The organism is Arthrobacter sp. 10T413_2, assembly GCF_056394205.1.
On sequence record NZ_JBFTHK010000047.1, the window covers coordinates 1 to 21809 of the forward strand.

Consider the following 21809-nt stretch of genomic DNA (forward strand, 5'->3'; position numbering starts at 1 on the left):
AGGCCGATCCGGGACAGGACCAGGATGCCGTCGTGGTCCTCGCCGATGCCGAGTTCACGCACGGACGCGATMATGCCGGCGGAGAGGTGTCCGTAGGTCTTGCGTGCGGAGATGTGGAAGTCGCCCGGCAGCACGGCACCGGGGAGGGTGACAACCACCTTGTCGCCTTCGACGAAGTTGTGGGCGCCGCAGATGATGCCCTGGACGCCGGAGGGGTCAATGCCCTCACCGGTCAGGGTCTGCTGCTGGCCTTCGGGGACAACCCTGACCTGGCACCAGTTGATGGTCTTGCCGTTGGTCTGGGGTTCCTTGACGATGCTGAGCACCTGGCCCACCACGATCGGGCCCTGGATGGTGTCCGTGGGACGGTGGACTGCTTCTTCTTCGAGTCCGACCTTGACGAGCTCGGCCATGACGTCTTCGGCCGTTGCTTCGGCCGGTACCTGCGCGAATTMGCGCAACCAGGAAAGTGGGATACGCACTGTTAGATCTCCATCCCGAAGTGCTCGCTGAAACGTACGTCGCCTTCAATCATGTCGCGCATGTCGCCAACCTCATTGCGGAACATGAGGGTGCGCTMGATGCCCATACCGAAGGCGAAACCTGAATAAACGTCCGGATCGATGCCGGCGGCGCGCAGGACGTTGGGGTTGACCATGCCGCATCCGCCCCACTCGATCCAGCTGGGGCCGCCCTTGGCGCCCGGGTGCCAGATGTCCAGCTCGGCGGACGGCTCTGTGAACGGGAAGTAGTTCGGGCGCAGCCGGATCTGTGCTTCCCCGCCGAACATCTGCCGTGCGAAGTGCTCCAGGGTGCCGCGGAGGTCGGCCATGCTCAGCTTCTTGTCGATGGCCAGGCCCTCGAACTGGTGGAACACCGGGGTGTGCGTCGCGTCGAGTTCATCCGTGCGGAACACTTTGCCCGGGCACAGCACGTAGATGGGCAGTTCGCGTTCCAGCATGGAGCGGACCTGCACCGGTGAGGTGTGGGTGCGCATGAGCAGGTGCGCTTCGGGCGGCTCGACGAAGAACGTGTCCTGCATGTCGCGGGCGGGGTGGTCCGGCTTGAAGTTCAGGGCATCGAAGTTGAACCATTCGGACTCGACCTCGGGCCCCTCGGCGATCTCCCAGCCCATGCCGACGAAKATGTCCGCAACGCGGTCCTGCAGCGTGGAAAGCGGGTGGCGTGCACCGGCCCGGCGCCGGCGGGGCGCCGCCGTGACGTCGACGGTCTCTTCGACGAGGATCCGCGCGTCATTCTCGGCTTCGAGCTCGGCCGTACGGTCCGCGAGCGCCTTGTTGACGCGTCCGCGGGAGGAACCCATGAGTTTGCCGGCGGCGGCCTTCTGGTCCTTGGGGAGCGCGCCGATCTCGCGGTTGGCTAGGCTCAGCGCGGACTTCTCACCCGTGTGCGCGAGGCGCACGGCCTTGAGTTCATCGAGGGTCGCGGCAGCGGCGATGGCGGCAACGGCTTGGTCTACGGCAGCGGTAATGGCGGCTTCATCCAGAGGATTCGGGACGGCGGCGCCCGGCAAAGTTTCAGTCATCTACTGTTCTTAGCTACGAGTCGGATCATGCCGACGGCACGCACGCAACGCGCGGGTTGTCGGCAAGGCTTATTGTCACAGGTCATTGTCACAGTCCGTGATCACTGTTCCTGATCACTGTTCGCTGTCACAGTTCACTGCGCTGGATGCAGGCCAGCCGAAATCCCTCCGGCGGGCACTTCCTTCAGTCTAGTAGACGGCTGTCGACCGCACGGCAACGCCCACCCGAACGTGACAATTCCGGTGTGTGGGGCTTCCCCTGACGGTGCAGACGCCTCCGGGGGGCCTTTGGAGGGCCACCCCGGCGCACCCCCGGCTACCATGGCCTCATGACGTCCGGTCAACGGCTGCGGCAGATCGCCAACATGCTCAACGGCACCACCCTCCTGGGCCTGGTGCTGGCGGTCTGTGCCGGGACGAACGTTGGCAGGGGGCCGCGCGGGCTGCTGATCGCGAGCCGCTACCGCTGGCGGCTTCCCTTTGCCGGGGTCTTCACGGTGGGCAACGTGATCCTCTTCCGTGCCGGCCCTGAAGCCGCTCGMGCCAATCCGGCACTGCTGGGACACGAGGAGCGCCATAGCACCCAGTACGCCTGGTGCCTGGGGCTGCCCTTCCTTCCCCTGTACTTCATCGCCGCGGGCTGGTCGCTCTGGCGGACGGGCAACCCGGGCAGCGCGAACTTCTTCGAACGCCACGCCGGGCTGGAAGCAGGCGGCTATCCCCGGTCGGGCGGCCCGGGGACCGGTCCGCGAACAAACCGCAACACGGGCGTGACTGCCCCCGAGCGATACGAGGCCTGACATGACACACAATCCCAGAAGCATTTCGGTTACCGGAACCGGCAGCGCCGAGGCGGTGCCTGACCTCCTGACTTTGTCGGTCGGCGTCGAATGCCGCCGGGATACCGTGGCCGAGGCCTACGGCGACGCCGGAACACGCTCGGCCGCCATCACGTCGGCGCTCCGGCAGCACGGCGTGGACGGCCCCGACATGTCCACCTCCGGGCTGAACGTCCGGGCCGAAGTGAACTGGCAGGAGGGCCGCGGCCAGACCGTCACCGGCTATCTGGCCTCAAGCACGCTCACCATCAGGATCCGAACACTGTCMGCGTCCTCGGAAGTCATCRCCGCGGCCGTTGCCGCCGGCGGAGACGACGTCCGGCTGAACGGCCTGACGCTCGGTTTCGCGGATTCCGCCGGCATCGAGGTCCGGGCGCGGGAAGCTGCCTGGCAGGATGCCCGCACCACCGCCGCGCACTACGCCGCCCTCTCCGGGACAGGCCTGGGCAGGGTCCTTTCCCTCACCCAGCACACCGGGTTCCAGAAGCCGGTCCCGGTCGCGAAGATGCAGCGCGCGGTGGCGGMGGAAGCCCTCACCGTTGAGGCCGGTGAGTCGAGCGTCACCGCCACGGTCGGCGTCGTCTGGGAACTGCTCGACTGAGTCATCCTGTCGACGCTCGAGCCGCTGGCGGCCTGCCTGGCGCCCGACGCGCTAGTGCGTTGTGCCGGCAGTGATCTTGAGATCCGCCGTCGTCGCGAGCGCGGTGCGGACGACAACGGCGAGCGCCGCCGCCATCTGGTGCGCCGGCAGCGACGGCGTGCTGCTCCCGGCCGGAAGCTGGCTGTCCTCGTAGGGGACGTGGACGAAGCCTCCCCTGGTGCCCGGCCGCAGCCGCAGTGCGTGCATGAGCGCATAGAAGATGTGGTTGCACACATAGGTCCCCGCGCTTTGCGACACTTCCGCCGGGATCTGTTCTGCGGTCAGCGCCGCGAGCGCCGCCTTGACCGGCAGGGATGTGAAATAGGCTGCCGGTCCGCCGCTGACSACGGGTTCGTCTACGGGCCGGTTGCCGGCGTTGTCCGGGATCCGGGCGTCGTCACAGTTGATGGCCACCCGCTCCAGGGAGATGCCTGCCCTGCCGCCGGCCTGGCCGGCGCACAGCACGAGCTCCGGCCGGAAGCGCTCCAGGGCATCCTCCAGCACCGTCACCGAGGCCCCGAAGACGCAGGGAAGTTCCACGGCCTGGACGTCGAGTCCTTCGGACCGGAGCAACCGCGCCGCCGAACGGGCCGCGGCCCAGGACGGGTTGGTCGTTTCGCCGCCAAAGGGCTCGAACCCGGTCAGGAGAATCATCGCCCCAGCCTAACAACGCGCCACCACGATGCGGCCTAACGATTCGCTCCGGCAGTACACTCCGGCAGTTCGCTCCCACATTGCGCGCGGCGGCGCTCGTCTCGGCGAAAGGCGGCATGGCCGTCGTCGCACCTTTCAGTGAAGCACCCCGGGATCCGGGGGAACAGGACATGATCCAGCCGGCAGCCTAAGCATTCCTTCGTCGCGTCATCCGGGCTCGGCCTGTTGGACAGTCTCCGTACAGCGGATCCTGCATCAGATGCAGCACACGGGGCAGGTGTGGCTCCGATCTCACGGGTGCGCCTGCGTCGGCAAGGTGAGGATTTCGGCTCCGTCGCTGGTGATGGCGATCGTATGCTCACTGTGTGCTGTCCGGCAGCCTGTCGCACTTCGGAGCGTCCACCCGTCGGCGTCGGTGATGAGTTCAGCGGTGTCGGCCATGACCCACGGCTCGAGTGCGAGCAGCAGCCCGGGGCGCAGTTTGTATCCGCGGCCCGGCCGTCCGGTGTTTGGAACGTGCGGGTCCTGGTGCATCGTCGATCCGATGCCATGACCGCCAAACTCGGTGTTAATCGGGTATCCCGCCTCGCTGAGGACCGAGCCGATGGCATGGGAAATGTCGCCGATGCGAGCCCCGGGTCGGGCAGCGGCTATCCCTGCGTTCAATGCGCGCTCGGTCGCGCTGATCATTGCGACGCTCTCCGGGGGCCTTGAGCCGCCCACGATGAAGCTGATCGCAGAGTCCGCAGCAACTCCTCGTTTGGAGACGGCGAGGTCGAGTGTCAGCAGGTCGCCGTCGGCGAGCGCGTAGTCGTACGGGAGTCCGTGGAGCACGGCGTCGTTGACGGCCGTGCAGATGTAGTGTCCGAACGGCCCGCGTCCGAAGGATGGCTCGTAGTCGACGTAGCAKGACTGCGCTCCAGCGTCGGCGATCATGGCCCGGGCCCACCGGTCGAGGTCCAGGAGGTTCGTGCCGACCGTGCTGCGGCTCTTCAGCGTATGCAGGATGTCGGCCACAAGGGCGCCTGTCTCTTTTGCTCGGGCCAGTTCGGCGGGGTTCAGGATCTCGATCATGCGGCGCCTTTCTCACGCATCCAATAACTATACCGGCCATATTATCCCGGTATAATCGGAGCCATGGTCAGGTTGCCGCTTACATTCGAAGAGGTCGAGCGCGGACAGCGCCTCGGCGCCCTGTTGCGTSGCGCCAGGGGAGGGCGCTCGATGCTCGACGTCGCGCTCGATGCACGCGTCTCGCCGGAGACCCTCCGGAAGATCGAGACGGGCCGTGTAGCGACCCCCGCCTTCCCCACTGTCGCTGCGATCGCCGAGGCCCTCGGGCTCTCCCTCGATGCAGTGTGGGCCGAGGTTAACCAGCCCAGACGGGGCGCTGAGCCGACCAGCCCCGGTCACGACGCACGCGAGCGGCTGGCTTCGTAAGTCTCAATCCCGCAGCTGCGTTGGAGGCCTCCAGGAGAAGCGGCTGGGGTCAGCCGCCAAGGCGGAGGGTGATCAGCGGCCCGATCAGTACGACCACGCCGGCCAGAAGTATCGCCGCCTTGGGATTGCCGAAGTTGAGCGTCCACCCCGGACCGAGGTCGACATTGAGGACCATCACTTCCACCCCCGGTCACTGCCGAATCTCATCCCCATGACCCGACGGCATTCTTGACATTAAGTCGAACATATATTCGAATGGTGGCATGAGATGGGATRCACAAGCACTGAAGCGCGGCACCTCCGGAAGCGACATGTCGACGAAAGACCCGTCCGCCACTACGGAATCTGCCAATATCATCTCCACTCCCCGGTCCCCCGATGCCCTGCTGCCCCTGGCCGGGCTGGTACGGTCCGTCTCCACCCCGGAGTTTGCCGGGATCACTTTCCATGAGGTCACCGCCAAATCGGTGCTCAACAAAGTGGTCGCCGGTTCCCGGATGCCGTTCGACTGGACCATCAACCCGTACCKCGGCTGCAGCCATGCCTGCGTCTACTGCTTTGCCCGCAAGAGCCACACGTACCTGGACTTCGACKCCGGCCTGGACTTTGACAGCCAGGTGGTGGTCAAGATCAATGCTGCCGAGGTCCTGCGCAGGGAACTGGCCAAGCCCTCCTGGCAGCACGAGCACGTGGCCCTCGGAACCAACACGGACCCCTATCAACGCGCCGAGGGCCGCTACCAGCTCATGCCCGGCATCCTTGGCGCCCTCGCCGATTCCGGCACGCCCCTGTCCATCCTCACCAAAGGCACGCTCCTGGCCCGGGACATCCCGCTGCTGAAACATGCCGCGGCCCAGGTGCCGGTCGGGGTGGGCATCTCGCTGGCCATGACCAACGAGCACCTGTCCGAGGCCGTGGAGCCGGGCACACCGGGTCCGCGGGCACGGCTGAAGCTCATTTCCCGGCTCAGGGAAGCAGGCCTGCCCTGCGGCGTCATGGCCATGCCGATCCTGCCGTGGCTTTCCGACAGCGACGACGCCCTCAACTMGCTCTTTGGGGCCTTGGCAGCGGCCGGCGCCACGGGGGTCACAGCCGGCGCCCTGTACCTGAAGCCGGGGACGCGTGAGTGGTTCATGCAGTGGATAGCCCGCGAACATCCGCACCTGGCGGGCAAGTACCGCCGGCTGTACGGCAGCGGGTCCTATGCCTCAAAGGAATACCGGGCGTGGCTGGCCGGTCGCATCCGCTATTTCAAGGACCTGCACGGCTTTTCCGGTTCGCAGGGCTTCAGCCACAGGGACCTCAGCGGCAACGGAGACCTCAGCGATGATGCCCGGGAGGAGGAAGCCCAGTACCCGGCCGGGAGCATCCCGGACACATCCCGGTACACCAATAACCGGCGCCCCGACGAGCGGCACCCCACTAACCGGMACCCCGGCACGGTGCATGCCGGCCACCCGGMAGCGCAGCCGACGTTGTTCTGAAGCGGGCCTGCTCCCTGACCTCAGAGCGCCTTGACCTCAGAGCGCCTTGACCGCGCCGAGCACCTTTGACAGCKAATCCTTGGCATCCCCGAAAAGGAGCGTGGTCTTGGGGTCGTGCAGGAGATCGTTTTCGATGCCGGCGAACCCCGGACGCATCGACCGCTTCAGGAACACCACCTGCTGGGCCTGCACCACGTCCAGGATCGGCATCCCGTAGATCGGCGAACCAGGCGAAGACTTGGCCGCCGGGTTGACGACGTCGTTGGCGCCGACCACTAGAACGATGTCCGTGTTGGCGAACTCGGKATTTATTTCCGCCAGCTCCCGCAGKGACTCATACGGCACATCGGCCTCGGCCAGGAGCACGTTMATGTGGCCCGGCATGCGTCCCGCCACGGGGTGGATGGCGAACACCACATCGATGCCGCGGTCGGCCAGGGCTGTGGCCAGCTCCGCCACGGTGTGCTGCCCCTGCGCCACGGCGAGCCCGTAACCGGGAACGATCACCACGCGCTGGGCATAGCCGAGCTGGACGGCGACGTCTTCCGGGGAGGACGAGCGTACGGGCCGGTCACTCACGGCGGTGGAACCCGCCGTCGAGCCGCCCTTGAAGGCGCCGAACATGATTCCGGCGACTCCGCGCCCCATGGCAGAGGCCATGACCTTGGTMAGGATGGTGCCGCTCGCGCCGACKAGGGTTCCGGCGACGAGGAGCAGGACGTTGCCCAGGACGACGCCGGACGCGGCCACCGCCAGGCCGGTGAAGGCATTCAGCAGCGAGATCACGATCGGCACATCCGCCCCGCCCACCGGCAACACGAGCAGCAGACCTGCCGCGAGCCCCAGGCCCAGCAGCGCCAGCGACCAGCCGACGGAGCCGCTCAGGACGACCAGCGCCCMGGAGACGACCGCCCCGAGCATGACGGCCCCCATGACCCAGGGCATCCCGGGAAACAGCAGCGGACGGGTGCTGATGAGTTCCTGCAGCTTGCCCACGGTCACCGCGGAGCCCGCGAAGKACACCGCGCCCACGAGCATGGTGAAGACGACCGCCAGGCGCACCCACGGATCCTCGCTGTGGCTCAATTCGAGTGCGGCGACCAGCGCTGCGGCGCCGCCGCCGACGCCGTTGAACAGTGCCACCAGTTGGGGCATCTGCGTCATCTGCACCMGCCGGGCGACGGGGACGGCTATCGCGGAGCCGACGGCGACGGCGGCCAGGATGAGCGGAATATTCTCCAGCCGGGCAGAGAAKAACACCGTGATGACCGCCACGAGGGCCCCGGCCGCACCGATGGCGTTGCCGCGGCGGGCCGTTTTTGGCGAGCTCAGTCCCTTTAGCGCCAGGATGAAGCAGACGGCGGCCACCAGATACAGCAGGGCTGTCCATTCCGGGGTCAGGAGGCTCATCTCGCCTCCCCTGCGACGCCGCCGGAGGTACCGTCACCGGTGTGTCCTTCGGCCGCGGTTCCGCCGGCCTTGGTGGTACCGGTACCTGAGGGCTTCTGCGCCGATTTGCGCAGAGGCTTGTGCACGCTGAACATCTCCAGCATCCGGTCGGTGACCACAAAGCCACCCACTAGGTTCACGGTCGCCAGGACCACTGCCAGGAGCGCGATGCCGAGCACCCAGGGGTCGCCGGCCTGTCCGGCCACGATGATGGCGCCGACGAGGATGATCCCGTGGATCGCATTGGCGCCGGACATGAGCGGTGTATGCAGCTTGCTGGTCACCTTGGAGACGACTTCGAAGCCGACGAAGACGGCAAGCACCACGACTGTCAGCAGCGCAACGGGGCCCATCAGACGTCCTCTCCCAGGGCTGCGGCGGTGGCGGCATGACGTACGGCGCCGCCGTGGGTCAGGCATGTTCCGGCGACCACGTCGTCGTCGAAGTCCGGGGCAACGGTGCCGCCGTCGGTCATGAGGGCGAGGAAGTTGCTGACGTTCCGGGCGAAGAGCCGGGACGCGTCCGACGGCATGGCGGACGCGGCGTCCTGCAGGCCCACGAGCGTGACTGATCCGCCGTCAACGGGTACCTGGATGTCCTGGCCGGCGATCACGCCTTCCACATTGCCGCCGGACTCCGCGGCGAGGTCGACGACGACGGAGCCTGCCCGCATGCCGGTCACCATGTCGGTGGTTACCAGCAAGKGAGCGGCCCGGCCCGGGATGGCCRCCGTCGTGATCAGGATGTCCGCGGCCGCGACGTGCGGGGCCAGCAGGCTGCGCTGGCGTTGCGCCCGGTCCTCGCCGAGGGCGCGGGCGTAGCCGCCGGTTCCTTCCGCCGCCGCGTCGAGGTCCAGATTGATGAACGTGCCGCCCATCGAGGCGACCTCGTCGGCGGAGGCGGCGCGGATGTCGTTGGCCGACACGCGGGCGCCCAGCCGCTTCGCGGTGCCGATGGCTTGCAGGCCGGCGACACCGGCTCCCAGGACCAGAACCCTCGCCGGGGGGATGGTTCCGGCGGCCGTCATGTAGAGCGGGAAGAACCGCGGATACCGCACGGCGGCTTCCAGCACGGCGCGGTACCCCGTGACAAGGGACTGCGAAGTGAGTGCGTCCATCGACTGGGCCCGGGAAATCCTCGGAAGCAGCTCCAGGGCGAAGGAGGTGATCCCGGCGGCGGCCAGTGCCCGGACGGTCGGCAACTCGGAGGCTGGCGACGCCAGGCCGACAGTGATGGCACCGGGCCGCAGCCGGGCCGCAGTTTCCGGCGCGAGCGGACGAACATGCAGCAGGACGTCCAGGGCCGCGAGCGGGAGCTCCGAGATCACCGTGGCGCCGGCCTCTTTGAACGCTGCGTCCGCGAATCCTGCCTCGGTTCCTGCGCCGCTCTCCACCACGATTGTGAGTCCGAGGGCCGTCAGCTGCTGCACCGTTTCCGGCGTGGCCGCAACCCGGCGTTCTCCGGCGCGCTGTTCTCGTCCGACACCGACCTGCACGGGCTGCTMCTCTCGATTGCGTTCAGAGTAGGCACATGCCTGACCGTTTGGCGAGAGGCGGGCCGGCGTATGCCGGTCGGCGTGTCCGGGTCAGCGGATCAGTTCGGCTCCCCCGCGGCGTGGCCGGGCGGCATGGACGGCGGCCAGGAGTGCTTCGACGATCGGGAAGTCGGCCGGGATCCACGGCAGGCCCAGGACGTCGTCGGAATTGCGGAGGTCAAGCCAGCGCAGTTCGTCATGGTCCTCCAGCGGCCGGGGCTCCCCGTCCTCGAGTTCGGCGAACCAGACCCGCATCGCCGCCTTCTCGTTGAGCKGCCAGCMCGTCGCGGTCGCCGCGGGCAGCTCGGCTCCGAGCCGGACCTGCACGCCGAGTTCCTCCCGGAGCTCGCGGTGCAGGGCGTCTTCGGCTGCTTCGCCCGGCTCCACTTTTCCGCCCGGGAACTCCCACATGCCGGCAAACTGCGGTGGCGCCGTGCGCCGCGCCACCAGTAGTTTGCCCGGTTCCGTCAGGGAGTCCACTACTGCGCCGCCGACGACGTTGATGAGTCCAGTCACGTCCCCCAGTCTAAGGCGGGCGGCAGGGATCGACCTCGGCGACCGGCGTCGTGGGGGGCGTCGCCCCAGGGAACGGGTAAGGGACAATGGTGAAGGCGTTGCCGGGCAGCCTGCGGAATATTCGGCGCGCGCTCCCGGTTCTACAAGGCATATTTATCTGGCCGACTCTTCCCGGCACCTCCCGGAAATCACCCGAAAAGACGAATGACAACCACCACACAAGCTCCGGCGTCGTCCAAGACCGGCACCCGTCACCTTGCCCTCGCCATCATTGCCCTGGCCATGGGCGGGTTCGGGATCGGCACCACAGAATTCACCATGATGGGCCTGCTCAAGGAGATTGAGCAGGGCCTGAACATCAGCACGCCCGAGGCCGGCCACCTCATCTCCGCGTACGCCCTCGGCGTCGTCGTCGGTGCGCCCGTGCTGGCCGCCGTCGGAGCCAAACTGCCGCGGAAGCATCTGGCCCTGGGGCTCATGCTCTTCTTCAGCATCGCCAACCTCAGTTCCTTCCTCGCCCCTGACTACGGCTCCATGCTGGTGTCGCGGTTCGCGGCGGGGCTGCCGCACGGCGCCTTCTTCGGCGTCGCGGCCGTGATTGCCGCGTCCCTCGTGGCGCCGACCAAGCGGGGCTGGGCCATTTCGATGGTTATGGCCGGGCTGACGGTATCCAACGTCATCGGCGTTCCCTTCGCTACCTGGCTGGGCCAGAGCTACGGGTGGAGGCTGCTGTTCCTGCTGGTCGGCCTGATCGGCATCATCACGCTCGCCATGCTGTGGAAGTTCGTTCCGTTCCAGAAGCCGCACGCCGATGCCAGCTTCCGACGCGAGCTCGGGGCACTCAAGCGGCTCCAGGTGTGGCTCGCCATCCTGGTCGGCATCGTCGGATTCGGCGGCTTCTTCGCGACCTACACCTACATTTCGCACACCATGACATCCGTGGCCGGGGTCCCGGCGCCGTGGCTGCCGCTCGTCGTGGCACTGTACGGAGTGGGCATGGTGGCAGGCAACATCGTTGGCGGGCGGATCGCCGATAAGTCCGTCATGGGGACGATCTACTGGGTGCTGCCGGCGACGGCCGTGGCCCTCGTGGTCTATGCCGTTGCGGCCCATTGGGCGTGGTCGGCGCTGATCATGGTGTTCGTGGTCGGTGCCGCCGGGTCCATGCTGGTTCCGGCCCTGCAGACCAGGCTTCTGGATGCATCGCCTGACGCCCCGTCGCTGGCCTCCTCGCTCAACCATGCGGCGCTCAACGTCGCCAACGCCTTGGGCGCCTTCCTTGGCGGACTCGTGATCGCCTGGGGCTGGGGTTACGTCGCCCCCGCGCTCGTGGGTGCCGTCCTGGCCATCCTGGGCCTCGGGGTGGCCGCCATCAGCGGCGCCGTGGAACGCCGGCGGCCGCTGGCCTCGTAGCCGCGGCCCCGCCGGCCACAAAGAACGGCAGCCCGATCCAGTGATGTACTGGACCGGGCTGCCGTTCTTGTTTGCTGACTTCTCACTGCGCTGTCTTTTTGCGCCGACTTTTACTGGGCCGACTTTTATTGCGCTGCCGTCGACGGCKGCCGGTTAGGACGCACTGACCCGCTGCACATCCGGCTCCAGGTAGATGACCCGGGCGATCGGGACGGCCTCGCGGATCCGGGCCTCTGCKGCGTCGATCGCCTTCGCGATGTCCTGGCCCGAGTCCGTGCGGCCGATGCCGATCTTCGCTGCCACCAGCAGCTCCTCGGGGCCCAGGTGCATGGTCTTGAGGTGAATGATGCCGGTGCCGCCGGCTTCGATCGCGCTGCGGATCTTGGCGACGTCGTCGCGGGTGGCCGACTCGCCCAGGAGCAGGGACTTTGTTTCCATGGCCAGCACGACGGCGATCGCCACGAGCAGGAGGCCGATCATGGCAGTGCCTAGGGCGTCCCAGATGCCGTTCCCGGTGATGAGTGTCAGGCTTACGCCGAAGAGCGCGAAGACGAGGCCCACGAGGGCGCCGAAATCTTCGAGCAGGATCACGGGGAGTTCCGGCTGTTTGGCGTTGCGAATGAACTTGACCCAGCTCTGCTTCCCGCGGAGGGGGTTGGATTCGGCGATCGCCGTCCGGAACGAGAAGGATTCGGCAATGATCGCGCCCACCAGCACAGCCAGCGGCACCCACCAGAAGTCCCCTTCGATGCCGTGCGGGTGCTGGATCTTCCCCCACGCCTCGTAGAGCGCAAAGAGGCCGCCGACGCTGAACAGCACAATCGAGACGATGAAGGCGTAGATGTAGCGCTCACGGCCGTAGCCAAAGGGGTGTTCCTGGCTGGCCTCCCGCTCCGCGCGCTTGCCGCCGACGAGCAGCAGCAACTGGTTGCCGGAGTCCGCGAGCKAGTGAATGGCTTCGGCCAGCATGGATGACGACAGCGTCAGAAAGTAGGCGACGAACTTCAAAACGGCGATGGTCAGGTTGGCAGCCAGCGCCGCAACTATCGCCTTGGTACCGCCATTTGCAGCCACGTGAGCTTCTCCTTACGGGGTTCTTCCGGGGTGTAACCGGACACCGGAAGAACCCGGCGCCCGCAAGGAATACGCTACCCGTTTCCGGGTGGGCTCCGAACCGCGGCAGGGCCGATACCGCCACGTAACGATTGGGCACTCCCCTGCTGACAAGTAATCCGGCCTATGTTAGCTTGAAGCCATATTCGGGATTCACAATTTGGATACCGACGAATATGTAGGAGGAGACATGGGCTTTCTTGGCTGGATCATTCTCGGACTCATAGTAGGTGCAATCGTCAAGGCAGTCATGCCCGGCAGGGTCGGCGGCGGCTGGGTTACCAGCCTCGTGCTCGGCGTAGTCGGAGCCATTGTCGGTGGCTGGATCGGCGACCTTCTGTTTGGCGGCGGCAAGATGGAATTCTGGAATCTCGGTTCCTGGCTCCTGGCCATCGTCGGCGGCTTGGTGGTTGCCCTCGCCTACGGCGCCATTACAGGACGCAACAAGACCACATCATAGTTCTGTACGGCTGACCTCACGCTTCGAGTGAGGCCCTAGGAACAGTAAGACAKAACAGTACGACGGCGGAGCCCACCTTTGGCGGGCCCCGCCTTTTTTGTGCGCCTGTGCGCGCCGGGATGCCCTTTCGGGCAGCGGGGCCCTTAGGGCACCTGCTGGGACCGGGCGCTGGCGTAGAGGCAAACAGTGGCCGCGGTGCCGAGGTTGAGGCTCTCCGCTTGCCCGTAGACCGGCACGGCCACCCGGTGGTCGGCCAGCGCAATTTCGTCCTCGGACAGGCCCTGGGCCTCGTTGCCAAAAAGCCAGGCGGTGGGCTGTTCCAACGAGTAGACCGATTCCGCGGCGGAAGCGCCCAGCCGGCGGGCCGCATTCTCGTCCTGGAGACGGTCCAGGTTCAGTTGGCCGTAGCCGTCGGCGGCTAGGACGCCGATCCCCCGTTCCTTGCAGCGGGCCACGATGTCGGCCGCATCGGCGCCGAGGACGATCGGCAGGTGGAAGAGGGATCCCGCCGTCGAACGGACCGCTTTGGGGTTGTAGATGTCCACGCTGGATCCGGTMAGGACCACCGCGTCCGCGCCGGCAGCGTCGGCGGCGCGCAGGACGGTTCCGGCGTTGCCGGGGTCGCGGACCTGGCAAAGGACGGCGATCAGCCGCGGCCCGGCGTCCAACACCTCATCGAGGCCAACGTCCAGGAAACCGCAGACCGCGAGAACGCCCTGCGGGGTGACCGTGTCCGCCATCGCGGCAAGCACTTCGTCGGTGGCGAGGTAGGCGGTGGTGCCCTCCGCGAGTGTCTCCAGATCCGGATGCCGGTCCAGGCACGACTCGCTGGCGTAGACCTCATAGACAATGCCGGGTTCCCCCGCGGCGAGCCTCTTTTGGTGTAGGACGAGGGCTTCCCGGACCGCCTGCGGCCCCTCCGCCAGGAACTCGCGTCGCTTTAAACGGGCCGGGCGCCCGGCAAGTTGTGCCACCTTCCTCACCCGATCGGCTCGGGGGTTGGAAAGTGGAAGATCTTGCGGGCGCCCGGTTTCGTTCATATAAGAACCTTAGTTGCTCTCGCAGCCGGTTCCTGAACGCTGCAGTTTTTCAACTGCTGCGGGAACTACTTTGCAGCCTCGTCGGTGGCCTTCTTGGCAGCAGGCTTCTTCGCGGGAGCCTTCTTGGCGGCCTTCGGAGCCGGAGCGGCCTCAGCCTGGACAGCCGGAGCTGACGTGTCGGCGGGCAGCGCGTCCTTGGCAACCTTGACCAGCGCGGCGAAGGCGTTGGCGTCGGAAACGGCGAGCTCGGCCAGCATGCGGCGGTCAACCTCAACCTCAGCGGCCTTCAGKCCCTGGATCAGGCGGTTGTAAGTCAGGCCGTTGGCGCGGGATGCAGCGTTGATGCGCTGGATCCAAAGACGGCGGAAATCGCCCTTCTTCTTCTTGCGGTCGCCGTAGCTGTACACAAACGAGTGCAGCAGCTGCTCTTTGGCCTTGCGGTACAGGCGTGAGCGCTGTCCGCGGTAGCCCTTTGCGCGTTCGAGGATAACCCGGCGCTTCTTGTGGGCGTTTACAGCCCTCTTCACACGTGCCACGTGCGTACTCCTTCAGAATTCTGATCCCAAGCGTCTACTGCCGGAAAAGTCCGGCTGGCCTGAGAAGCCTTTTTGGTAGTTGACTGCCGCCAGGTGGCCGGCAATCAGAGAACTTGGAACTTAGATGCCGAGCATCTTGCGGATGACCTTGGCGTCGCCCTTGAAGACGATCTTGTCGCCGGCAAGGCGACGGGTCAGCCGTGAGGACTTGTGCTCGAGGTAGTGACGGCGGTTGGCCTGCTGACGGCGCAGCTTGCCGCTACCGGTMAGCTTGAAGCGCTTCTTAGCACCGCTGTGGGTCTTCATCTTCGGCATGGGAACCGATCTCCTTACGTATCCGCAGAAAAGTCTGCAGCTCTTTTGTGCAGCCGCCCCTGCGGGCGGCATGCTGGTTGCTTGCTGCCGGACATTGCTGTCCGGCAGCCGTGAACTAGTTGGTCTTCTTGCTGCCGGGCTTGGCGGCAGCCCGGGGGGCGGCCGGCCGTGCTGCGGGCTTCGGAGCTGCAGGTCTCGGAACCGGCTTCGGAGCAGCGACCGGCTTCGGTGCTGCTGCCGKAGCGGCCGGAGCGGATTCCGCAGCCTTCTCCTCCGGAGCCTTGGCCACGGGGGCCGGGGCCGGAGCGGCCTTCGGAGCCACGGGAGCCTTGGCCGCTGCGGGCTTCTCGGCCGCCTTCGGAGCCTCGGGAGCCTTGGCTGCTGCCGGCTTCTCGGCTGCCTTGGGAGCAGCCTCCTTCGGGGCTTCCTGGGCGGGAGCCACCTCGGCCTTGGTCTCCTCGACCGGGGCCTGCGTGGCAGCCGCCGCTTCGGCCGTGGCCTCTTCGACCTTGGCTTCTTCGACCGCGGGAGCCTCCGTTGCAGGAGCCTCCGTCGCTACGACGTAGCCTTCCGGCAGGAGGTCGGACAGCGTCTGCGTCAGCGGAGCGTTGCCGCCGGAGACGTCGACGCGGCCTGATGCCTTGGCTTCGTTCTCAGCCTTGGCTTCCGCACGCTGCGTTGCGCGGCGGGCCTCTGCCTTGGCTTCAGCCTTGTTCTTCAGCGGGCCCACCACCATGACCATGTTGCGGCCATCGATCCGGGGGCTGGACTCCACAACGCCAACTTCGGCGACGTCGTCAGCGAAACGCTGGAGCAGGCGGATGCCCATCTCCGGACGTTGCTGCTCACGGCCGCGGAACTGGATCATGGCCTTGACCTTGTCACCAGCGCCGAGGAAGCGGAGCGCGTGGCCGCGCTTCGTCTCGTAGTCGTGGGTGTCAATCTTCAGGCGGAAGCGGATTTCCTTCAKGACCGTGTTGGTCTGGTTCTTCCGGGCCTCGCGCGCCTTGACAGCGGCCTCGTACTTGTACTTGCCGAAGTCCATCAGCTTGCACACCGGAGGCTTGGCCTGCGGTGCAACTTCAACGAGATCAAGATCGGACTCGGCAGCCAAACGCAGGGCATCCTCAATACGGACAATTCMTACCTGTTCGCCTGCAGGGCCGACCAGCCGCACCTCGGGGACGCGGATACGCTCATTGATTCTTGGCTCGCTAATGTTAAAGCTCCTGTGTTCGTGAGGGGTATTCCACCGGCAAAAAGAGAAGGCCCCCAATTGCYGGAGCAATCGAAGGCCTCGAGATCGGAACTGCCGGCCTCAATGAGGCGGCATGCACTTTCGCCGGACCGGAGTCCGAGGTTGTGCCCGACCAGGTACCCGGCAACCTTGACTCCCATGAGGGAGGGGCTTCCCGAAGGAAGTTTCGCGGCTGACGCGGGTGGGAGAGAACTCCGCTTGCAAACTAAAAGTCAATTCTACAGAAAAATACCCGCTCAACGCACATGTGCGTCGCCGGGCACCACCTACGCCAGGAAGCACCAGTCAAAAACAAGCACCACACGTAAGAAGCACTGCAGAATAACGACATTCAGTCGGTCTGTGACAAGCTTACCAGCATGAGCACTTCAGACAGTAATTCCCATGTCTTCGAGCCAGCAGCCGCACAGGCCGACGTCTCGCAGCAGATTCGCGACATCTCGGAAGTCCCCGCGATCGAGGTCATCACCACGGCCGCCGTGCACCTGATGAGTGCCGCCGCAGTGAAGCTGGGCCTCGCCGCCGAGGMAAATGCCCAGGAACTCAAGGACCTTGACGAGGCCCGCAAACTGATCACCGCCCTCGCCGGCCTGGTGACGTCCGCGGCACCGGAAATCGGCTCACAGCACGCCGGGCCGTTGCGCGACGGACTGCGTTCGCTGCAGCTGGCCTTCCGCGAGGAATCGATCATCCCGGATGCTCCGGGCAAGGGCCCGGGMKAGAAGTACACCGGCCCGGTTAACTAGTCACGGCCACCTAGCCACGGCCACCTCAGCACTTTCGTCAGCTATGACACGCCGGCGGGCGGACCATCCGGGTCCGCCCGCCGGCGTCGTTAACTCTGCTTCGATCCATCGGGACTCAGTGCGGCCCCCTTCGCCCGGGCCCGGCGCGGCCCCTCTGACAGGKACAGCGCGGCGTCAGGCGTGGGCCAGGCGGCGGCGGCGCATCTGCTGCAGGACGAGTCCTACGAGGCAGAGGGCCACACCGGCCAGCCCCACGGCGACGAAGCCAGCCGACGGGCCGATAACGTCGATGAACAGCCCGGCGAGCGGCGCGCCCAACGCCACGCCGCCGGTGAGCGAGGACCCGTACCAGCCCATCGCCTCGCCGCGACGGCTCTCGTCAACGAGTTCAGCGACCTTTTCCGAGGCCGCGGACAGCACCGGCGCGCACAGCAGCCCCGGCAACAGCGAGAGCAGGCTGAGGGTCCAGGTATCGGTCGCGAACGCCATCGGGACCGTCAGCGCTGACATTCCCAACAGCAGGAGGATCGGCGAGACGGGCCGGTGCATGGCGCCGTAGACTATGCCGCCCACCACCGAGGCCGCGCACCAGAAGACGAAGACGATCCCGATTTCGGCCTCGTGGCCGCCGGTCTGGAGGGCTGCGACGATGCCGACGTCGGTGCCGCTGAGGACCATGCCGGCACCGGCCGCGACGGCGAAGACGGCTCCCACGGCGGCGGTGAACCAACTGAAATTGTGGATGACCCGGTGGCGCAGGCCGGAGCGCCGCTGCCGCCGTTCCTCGGCTGCGGCCGCCAGGGGCGCCAGTTCGGCCGCGGCCTCCTGGAGGTGGGCCGGCGCAGCGGCGACGACGGCGGCCTCCGCGCACTCGAGCTCTTCCGCCTCGAGCCCGGCATCGGGGGTCGCGCTCCGGGTGGGTGGGTTGAACCACATGAGGAACAGTCCAGAGACGGACGTGGCCACGCCGACTATTGTCAGGCCCAGGACCGACTGCCCGCTGGTGGCGACGACGGCGCCGACTGCGGGGCCGATCATGAAGACCAGCTCGGTGGCGATGGCATCGAKGGCGAAGGCCGTGCGGCGCTGGTCCCCGGTGGCCAGTACGCCCAGGGACTGCCGCACCACGCTAAAGATGGGCAGCGTGAGCAGGCCGCCGACGAAGACCAGCGGCAGCAGGACCTCGTAGGAGACGTGCGGCACGATGGACCAGATCACGGTCTCGGAGATGACGGACGGGATGAGCGCCTTGCGCAGTCCCACGGTGTCGACCCGGCGTCCGCGCCAGGGCGCCCCGACGGCGATTCCGATCGTCATGACGGCGGCCGCCGCGCCGGCGGCCGCGTAGCCCTGGYCGAGGGTCAGTACGATGTGCAGGGTCAGCAGGACGCCGGCCGCCGAGTGCGGTATGCGGGCAATCATCCCGACCAGCAGGAGCCGCCTGATGGGCCGGRCGGCGAGCAGCTCCCGGTAAAGCGCGAAATTCACGACACTACATCCTTCTGGTACTGCCCACGGCAGCACCGGGAGGTCCCCCCGTTGGGCCGTCAGCTATGGTGCTGCGCGCTGCAGCTTGACCTCGATCGAGTCAACCCGCTCGGCAAAGATTTCATTCCGGGCCCAGTCGTTATTGAGGCCGGMGACGATGGACTGCACGCCGGCGGCGTCGAGTCCGTCCTCAAGGTACAGGACCACGCGGAGCTCCGGGCCGGATCCCCCGCCGGGGAGCCGCCTGCCATCGGCTGTAGCCGAGGCAATTCCACCCCCTGGATGAATTTCAACACGGCAGACCGCCGGAAAGCCAACCGCGCTGTCCCCGAGGGCGCGCGCGAGTTCCGGATCGGCATACGACGGCGTCCAGGTTTGCTGTTGGGCCAGTGCCCAGACCGCCGGCCTGCGGACCACGAACGTMAGGTCCGCGCCGGGATCCAGCACGAGCAGCTCGGCACCTTCCGCAACGGCGGACAGGGCCGCCCGGGCCGCGTAGACCGCCACCGGCCTGGCCTCCGGATGCCAGGCCTCCAGTGACGCCGCCGAGGTGAAGACGGGCATGGCCGTCCGCCCGTCCGGCGCTTTGAGCGTTACGAGGGCCATATCGGCCTGCTTGTCGGCATGGAGGCCGCCGGCTCCTTCCCCCTCCTCGGCGAGCTGGGCCAGGATGGGCACGAAGACCCGGGCGGTGGCCAGCGCGGCCACCACGGCTGCCTCGTCGCCGGTGCCMGCGGCGAGGTTCGCCACGGCCGCCAGGTAGCCGGCGTCGGCAGCGCCGTCGTCGTCCTCAAAATTGTGGATTTTCGCGGCTTCCCCGGACAGGCTGCGTCCCGCCCAGGGTTGGCCGGCGGAGTCCGTGGCGCCGCCGGCACCGGCGAGGGCAGCCGCGATATGTCCGGGCAGATGCCGGACCGGAGCCGCGCCGGCGTCCGGCTGCACTGCGTTGCGGGGGTCGTGGGTGTCGCCGGGCTCGCGGGTGTGCGTCATGACTGCTGACCGCTTAGCGGCGGCCGGCGACGTCGAGGGCCTGGGGCAGTGTGAAGTTGCCGTTGTAGAGGGCCTTGCCGATGATGGCGCCCTCGACGCCGAGCGGCACCAGGGACCGCAGGACCTGCAGGTCCTCAAGGCTGGAAATGCCGCCGGAGGCGAMCACCGGCTTGCCCGTCTTCTCGACCATCTGGCGCAGGAGTTCGACGTTGGGGCCCTGGAGGGTGCCGTCCTTGGTCACGTCGGTGACGACGTACCGGGCGCAGCCGGCGTCTTCGAGGCGGCCGAGCACCTCCCAGAGGTCCCCGCCTTCCTTGGTCCAGCCGCGGCCGGCGAGCGTGGTGCCGCGGACATCGAGGCCGACGGCGATCTTATCGCCAAAGCGCTCGATCACCCGGGAGGTCCATTCCGGGTTCTCCAGTGCCGCGGTGCCCAGGTTCACGCGGGCCACGCCGAGGTCGAGCGYCTTCTCGAGGGATTCGTCGTCGCGCAGGCCGCCGGAGAGTTCCACMTTGATGTCCAGCCGCCCCACGACCTCGCGCAGCAGTTCAGCGTTGKAGCCGCGCCCGAATGMGGCGTCCAGGTCCACCAKATGCACCCACTCGGCCCCCTGCTGCTGCCAGTTGAGGGCGGCCTCCAGCGGGGTGCCGTAGCTCGTCTCGCTGCCGGCTTMGCCCTGCACGAGCCGGACGGCCTGGCCGTTGACGACGTCAACGGCAGGCAGAAGCTCGAGTACGGGCAGCGGGGTTTCGGTGGTCATCGTGGTGTCCTCAGCTCGGGATGGTGGGTCAGGAACGCGGCGCGGCCGTCAGGACGCCKGCAGGGTCAGGAGATAGGCGGCCAGCAGCGACATGCCGGCCAGGATGTAGAACACGACCTCCACCCAGCGCGGACTTTTCTGCTGGCGGAAGGAGATTGCGCCGCCGACCAGCAGGCCGGCGACGCCCATGAGGACCAGGKACCACATCTAGGCGGTCTGTTCCGGGGCCGCGGGACGCAGACTGTCGACCCAGTTGCGCAGGAGCCGGGCGCCGGCATCGCCGGACTTCTMCGGGTGGAACTGCGTGGCGCACAGCGGCCCGTTCTCCACGGCCGCAATGAACGGGGCACCGTGTTCGGACCAGGTCACCAGGGGCGCTGCCATCCGGGGCTGGATGACGTCGAAGTCCCAGTGCTGGACCCCGTAGGAGTGCACGAAGTAGAAGCGTTCACCCTCGACGCCGGCGAACAACTTGGATCCCTCCGGGACGGAGACGGTGTTCCAGCCCATGTGGGGCACGACGTCGGCGGGCAGCAACTCGACCTTGCCGGGCCACTCCCCCATGCCTTCGGCTTCCGTGCCGTGTTCGACGCCTGCCTCGAACAGCACCTGGAGTCCGACGCAGATGGCAAGCACTGGGCGGCCGCCGGCGACACGGCGGCCGATCATGCGGATGGCGTCCACGGACTTGAGTTCGCGCATGACGGTTTCGAAGGCGCCGACGCCGGGGACGACGAGGCCGTCGGCGTTCAGGACGTCCTCGGGCTTGGAACTGAGGATGACCTCGGCGCCGGCCCGCTCCAGAGCCCGGACGGCAGAGCGGACGTTGCCGGAACCGTAGTCCAGCACAGTGACGGTCGGCTTTCCCCCCGGAGACACCGGCTTGGTTCCGGCGGCGGGGTCGATGATCGCCCCGTCGCGCAGGACCGGGCCGGTCACAGGGCGMCCTTGGTGGACGGGATGCCCTCGACCCGGGGGTCCGGTTCGACGGCTGCGCGCAGGGCCCGGGCGAAGGCCTTGAACTGGGCCTCGACGATGTGGTGGGGGTCGCGCCCGGCCGTGACGTTCATGTGGAGGCAGATCCCGGCGTGGAGCGTGATCGCCTCGAACACGTGGCGGGTCAGCGAGCMGGTGAAGTGGCCGCCGATCAGGTGGTATTCCTGGCCTGCCGGCTCGCCGGCGTGCACAAGGTAGGGCCGGCCCGAGACGTCGACGACGGCCTGCGCGAGGGCCTCATCCAGGGGCACGGTCGCCTCGCCGAAGCGGCGGATTCCCGCCTTGTTGCCCAATGCGGTCCGCAGAACCTCGCCAAAGGTGATGGCCACGTCCTCGACGGTGTGGTGGACATCGATGTGGGTGTCGCCGGTAGCCTTGACGGTCATGTCAATCAGCGAGTGCTTGCTCAGCGCCGTCAGCATGTGGTCGTAGAACGGGACCGACGTACTGATATCCGAGACCCCGGTGCCGTCCAGGTTGATCTCGACCAGTACCGAGGACTCACTGGTGGTGCGTTCCATGCGTGCGGTCCGGCCCTCGGCGGCGGTGGCTCCGGTGTTGCTCATGTAGATGTGTCCTTTGGAAGAAGGCA

General features: G+C 67.2%; 26 protein-coding genes and 1 pseudogene. 7 read left to right on the forward strand and 20 right to left on the reverse strand.

Annotated features, from left to right (window positions below; genetic code table 11):
• Together AC1DBQ_RS09905 and pheS are read right to left on the reverse strand one after the other, a co-directional pair.
• Positions 1-482: pseudogene (locus AC1DBQ_RS09905) on the reverse strand (phenylalanine--tRNA ligase subunit beta); the annotation flags it as partial.
• A 2-nt stretch (positions 483-484) separates the two neighbouring features.
• A complete protein-coding gene (pheS, locus tag AC1DBQ_RS09910; RefSeq protein ID WP_476928334.1) occupies positions 485-1546 on the reverse strand; it encodes a phenylalanine--tRNA ligase subunit alpha in 1062 nt (353 codons plus the stop codon).
• 329 nt (positions 1547-1875) lie between these two features.
• On the opposite strand from pheS, the gene AC1DBQ_RS09915 reads away from it, so the two are divergent.
• Both AC1DBQ_RS09915 and AC1DBQ_RS09920 read left to right on the forward strand, forming a co-directional pair.
• Entirely contained in the window at positions 1876-2346 is a 471-nt protein-coding gene (locus tag AC1DBQ_RS09915) for a hypothetical protein (RefSeq protein ID WP_476928335.1), read from the forward strand.
• A gap of 1 nt (position 2347) precedes the next feature.
• The gene (locus tag AC1DBQ_RS09920; protein WP_476928336.1) at positions 2348-2986 is read left to right on the forward strand and encodes an SIMPL domain-containing protein; all 639 of its coding nucleotides are present in this window, start codon (positions 2348-2350) and stop codon (positions 2984-2986) included.
• Between the two features lie 51 nt (positions 2987-3037).
• On the opposite strand, the gene pcp is transcribed toward AC1DBQ_RS09920, so the two are convergent.
• Complete coding sequence (gene pcp / locus AC1DBQ_RS09925; RefSeq protein ID WP_476928337.1) at positions 3038-3679, reverse strand: pyroglutamyl-peptidase I; 642 nt, start codon at positions 3677-3679, stop codon at positions 3038-3040.
• A 291-nt stretch (positions 3680-3970) separates the two neighbouring features.
• Positions 3971-4753: a type I methionyl aminopeptidase gene (gene map / locus AC1DBQ_RS09930; protein ID WP_476928338.1), complete on the reverse strand. Its 783-nt coding sequence runs from the start codon at positions 4751-4753 to the stop codon at positions 3971-3973.
• A 63-nt stretch (positions 4754-4816) separates the two neighbouring features.
• Here map and AC1DBQ_RS09935 point away from each other — a divergent pair, with 63 nt between their 5' ends.
• Complete coding sequence (locus AC1DBQ_RS09935) at positions 4817-5119, forward strand: helix-turn-helix domain-containing protein (RefSeq protein WP_476928339.1); 303 nt, start codon at positions 4817-4819, stop codon at positions 5117-5119.
• A 49-nt stretch (positions 5120-5168) separates the two neighbouring features.
• On the opposite strand, the gene AC1DBQ_RS09940 is transcribed toward AC1DBQ_RS09935, so the two are convergent.
• Positions 5169-5297: a hypothetical protein gene (locus AC1DBQ_RS09940; protein ID WP_476928340.1), complete on the reverse strand. Its 129-nt coding sequence runs from the start codon at positions 5295-5297 to the stop codon at positions 5169-5171.
• Between the two features lie 85 nt (positions 5298-5382).
• On the opposite strand from AC1DBQ_RS09940, the gene AC1DBQ_RS09945 reads away from it, so the two are divergent.
• A complete protein-coding gene (locus tag AC1DBQ_RS09945; protein WP_476928341.1) occupies positions 5383-6603 on the forward strand; it encodes an Rv2578c family radical SAM protein in 1221 nt (406 codons plus the stop codon).
• A gap of 36 nt (positions 6604-6639) precedes the next feature.
• On the opposite strand, the gene AC1DBQ_RS09950 is transcribed toward AC1DBQ_RS09945, so the two are convergent.
• From AC1DBQ_RS09950 to AC1DBQ_RS09965, 4 genes are all read right to left on the reverse strand, one after another.
• Positions 6640-8013 carry an NAD(P)(+) transhydrogenase (Re/Si-specific) subunit beta gene (locus AC1DBQ_RS09950; RefSeq protein ID WP_476928342.1) on the reverse strand — a complete coding sequence of 458 codons (1374 nt, stop codon included), beginning with the start codon at positions 8011-8013 and terminating at the stop codon, positions 6640-6642.
• Positions 8010-8405: an NAD(P) transhydrogenase subunit alpha part 2 gene (locus AC1DBQ_RS09955; RefSeq protein WP_476928343.1), complete on the reverse strand. Its 396-nt coding sequence runs from the start codon at positions 8403-8405 to the stop codon at positions 8010-8012. Before AC1DBQ_RS09955 ends, AC1DBQ_RS09950 begins: the two co-directional genes overlap by 4 nt.
• Positions 8405-9547, reverse strand: a complete 1143-nt coding sequence (locus AC1DBQ_RS09960) for an NAD(P) transhydrogenase subunit alpha (RefSeq protein WP_476928344.1) — start codon at positions 9545-9547, stop codon at positions 8405-8407. Before AC1DBQ_RS09960 ends, AC1DBQ_RS09955 begins: the two co-directional genes overlap by 1 nt.
• 90 nt (positions 9548-9637) lie before the next feature.
• Entirely contained in the window at positions 9638-10102 is a 465-nt protein-coding gene (locus AC1DBQ_RS09965) for a (deoxy)nucleoside triphosphate pyrophosphohydrolase (RefSeq protein ID WP_476928345.1), read from the reverse strand.
• Positions 10103-10306: 204 nt separating this feature from the next.
• Between AC1DBQ_RS09965 and AC1DBQ_RS09970 the strand changes: the two genes are divergently transcribed.
• A complete protein-coding gene (locus AC1DBQ_RS09970) occupies positions 10307-11515 on the forward strand; it encodes an MFS transporter (protein ID WP_116767801.1) in 1209 nt (402 codons plus the stop codon).
• Between the two features lie 153 nt (positions 11516-11668).
• On the opposite strand, the gene AC1DBQ_RS09975 is transcribed toward AC1DBQ_RS09970, so the two are convergent.
• The gene (locus AC1DBQ_RS09975) at positions 11669-12589 is read right to left on the reverse strand and encodes a cation diffusion facilitator family transporter (RefSeq protein ID WP_476928346.1); all 921 of its coding nucleotides are present in this window, start codon (positions 12587-12589) and stop codon (positions 11669-11671) included.
• 229 nt (positions 12590-12818) lie between these two features.
• Between AC1DBQ_RS09975 and AC1DBQ_RS09980 the strand changes: the two genes are divergently transcribed.
• Positions 12819-13088, forward strand: coding sequence for a GlsB/YeaQ/YmgE family stress response membrane protein (locus tag AC1DBQ_RS09980; RefSeq protein WP_091249893.1), 270 nt, complete (start codon positions 12819-12821; stop codon positions 13086-13088).
• A 143-nt stretch (positions 13089-13231) separates the two neighbouring features.
• Here the strand turns inward: AC1DBQ_RS09980 and AC1DBQ_RS09985 are convergent, their stop codons facing one another.
• From AC1DBQ_RS09985 to infC, 4 genes are all read right to left on the reverse strand, one after another.
• A complete protein-coding gene (locus tag AC1DBQ_RS09985) occupies positions 13232-14128 on the reverse strand; it encodes a TrmH family RNA methyltransferase (protein WP_476928347.1) in 897 nt (298 codons plus the stop codon).
• Between the two features lie 65 nt (positions 14129-14193).
• Positions 14194-14664, reverse strand: a complete 471-nt coding sequence (gene rplT / locus AC1DBQ_RS09990) for a 50S ribosomal protein L20 (RefSeq protein WP_476928348.1) — start codon at positions 14662-14664, stop codon at positions 14194-14196.
• Between the two features lie 120 nt (positions 14665-14784).
• The gene (gene rpmI / locus AC1DBQ_RS09995; protein WP_009358635.1) at positions 14785-14979 is read right to left on the reverse strand and encodes a 50S ribosomal protein L35; all 195 of its coding nucleotides are present in this window, start codon (positions 14977-14979) and stop codon (positions 14785-14787) included.
• Between the two features lie 115 nt (positions 14980-15094).
• The gene (infC, locus tag AC1DBQ_RS10000) at positions 15095-16156 is read right to left on the reverse strand and encodes a translation initiation factor IF-3 (protein ID WP_476928349.1); all 1062 of its coding nucleotides are present in this window, start codon (positions 16154-16156) and stop codon (positions 15095-15097) included.
• Positions 16157-16596: 440 nt separating this feature from the next.
• On the opposite strand from infC, the gene AC1DBQ_RS10005 reads away from it, so the two are divergent.
• Positions 16597-16983: a DUF1844 domain-containing protein gene (locus tag AC1DBQ_RS10005; protein WP_476928350.1), complete on the forward strand. Its 387-nt coding sequence runs from the start codon at positions 16597-16599 to the stop codon at positions 16981-16983.
• Positions 16984-17157: 174 nt separating this feature from the next.
• On the opposite strand, the gene AC1DBQ_RS10010 is transcribed toward AC1DBQ_RS10005, so the two are convergent.
• The 6 genes from AC1DBQ_RS10010 to hisB all read right to left on the reverse strand — a co-directional run bounded on the left by AC1DBQ_RS10010 (position 17158) and on the right by hisB (position 21783).
• The gene (locus AC1DBQ_RS10010) at positions 17158-18471 is read right to left on the reverse strand and encodes an MFS transporter (RefSeq protein WP_476928351.1); all 1314 of its coding nucleotides are present in this window, start codon (positions 18469-18471) and stop codon (positions 17158-17160) included.
• Between the two features lie 63 nt (positions 18472-18534).
• Entirely contained in the window at positions 18535-19461 is a 927-nt protein-coding gene (locus AC1DBQ_RS10015) for an SseB family protein (protein WP_476928352.1), read from the reverse strand.
• 13 nt (positions 19462-19474) lie between these two features.
• Positions 19475-20221, reverse strand: coding sequence for a bifunctional 1-(5-phosphoribosyl)-5-((5-phosphoribosylamino)methylideneamino)imidazole-4-carboxamide isomerase/phosphoribosylanthranilate isomerase PriA (gene priA, locus AC1DBQ_RS10020; protein ID WP_476928353.1), 747 nt, complete (start codon positions 20219-20221; stop codon positions 19475-19477).
• A 48-nt stretch (positions 20222-20269) separates the two neighbouring features.
• On the reverse strand, positions 20270-20428 hold the full coding sequence (locus AC1DBQ_RS10025) for a hypothetical protein (RefSeq protein ID WP_476928354.1): 159 nt from the start codon (positions 20426-20428) through the stop codon (positions 20270-20272).
• Entirely contained in the window at positions 20429-21160 is a 732-nt protein-coding gene (hisH, locus tag AC1DBQ_RS10030; RefSeq protein WP_476928355.1) for an imidazole glycerol phosphate synthase subunit HisH, read from the reverse strand.
• On the reverse strand, positions 21157-21783 hold the full coding sequence (hisB, locus tag AC1DBQ_RS10035) for an imidazoleglycerol-phosphate dehydratase HisB (protein WP_476928356.1): 627 nt from the start codon (positions 21781-21783) through the stop codon (positions 21157-21159). Before hisB ends, hisH begins: the two co-directional genes overlap by 4 nt.
• Between the last annotated feature and the right edge of the window lie 26 nt (positions 21784-21809).

Excerpts from the sequence above, each read along its gene's own strand:
- AC1DBQ_RS09980 (WP_091249893.1), top strand. The coding sequence starts at position 12,819 with ATGGGCTTTCTTGGCTGGATCATTCTCGGACTCATAGTAGGTGCAATC.
- AC1DBQ_RS09955 (WP_476928343.1), bottom strand. The coding sequence starts at position 8,405 with ATGGGCCCCGTTGCGCTGCTGACAGTCGTGGTGCTTGCCGTCTTCGTC.
- AC1DBQ_RS09970 (WP_116767801.1), top strand. The coding sequence starts at position 10,307 with ATGACAACCACCACACAAGCTCCGGCGTCGTCCAAGACCGGCACCCGT.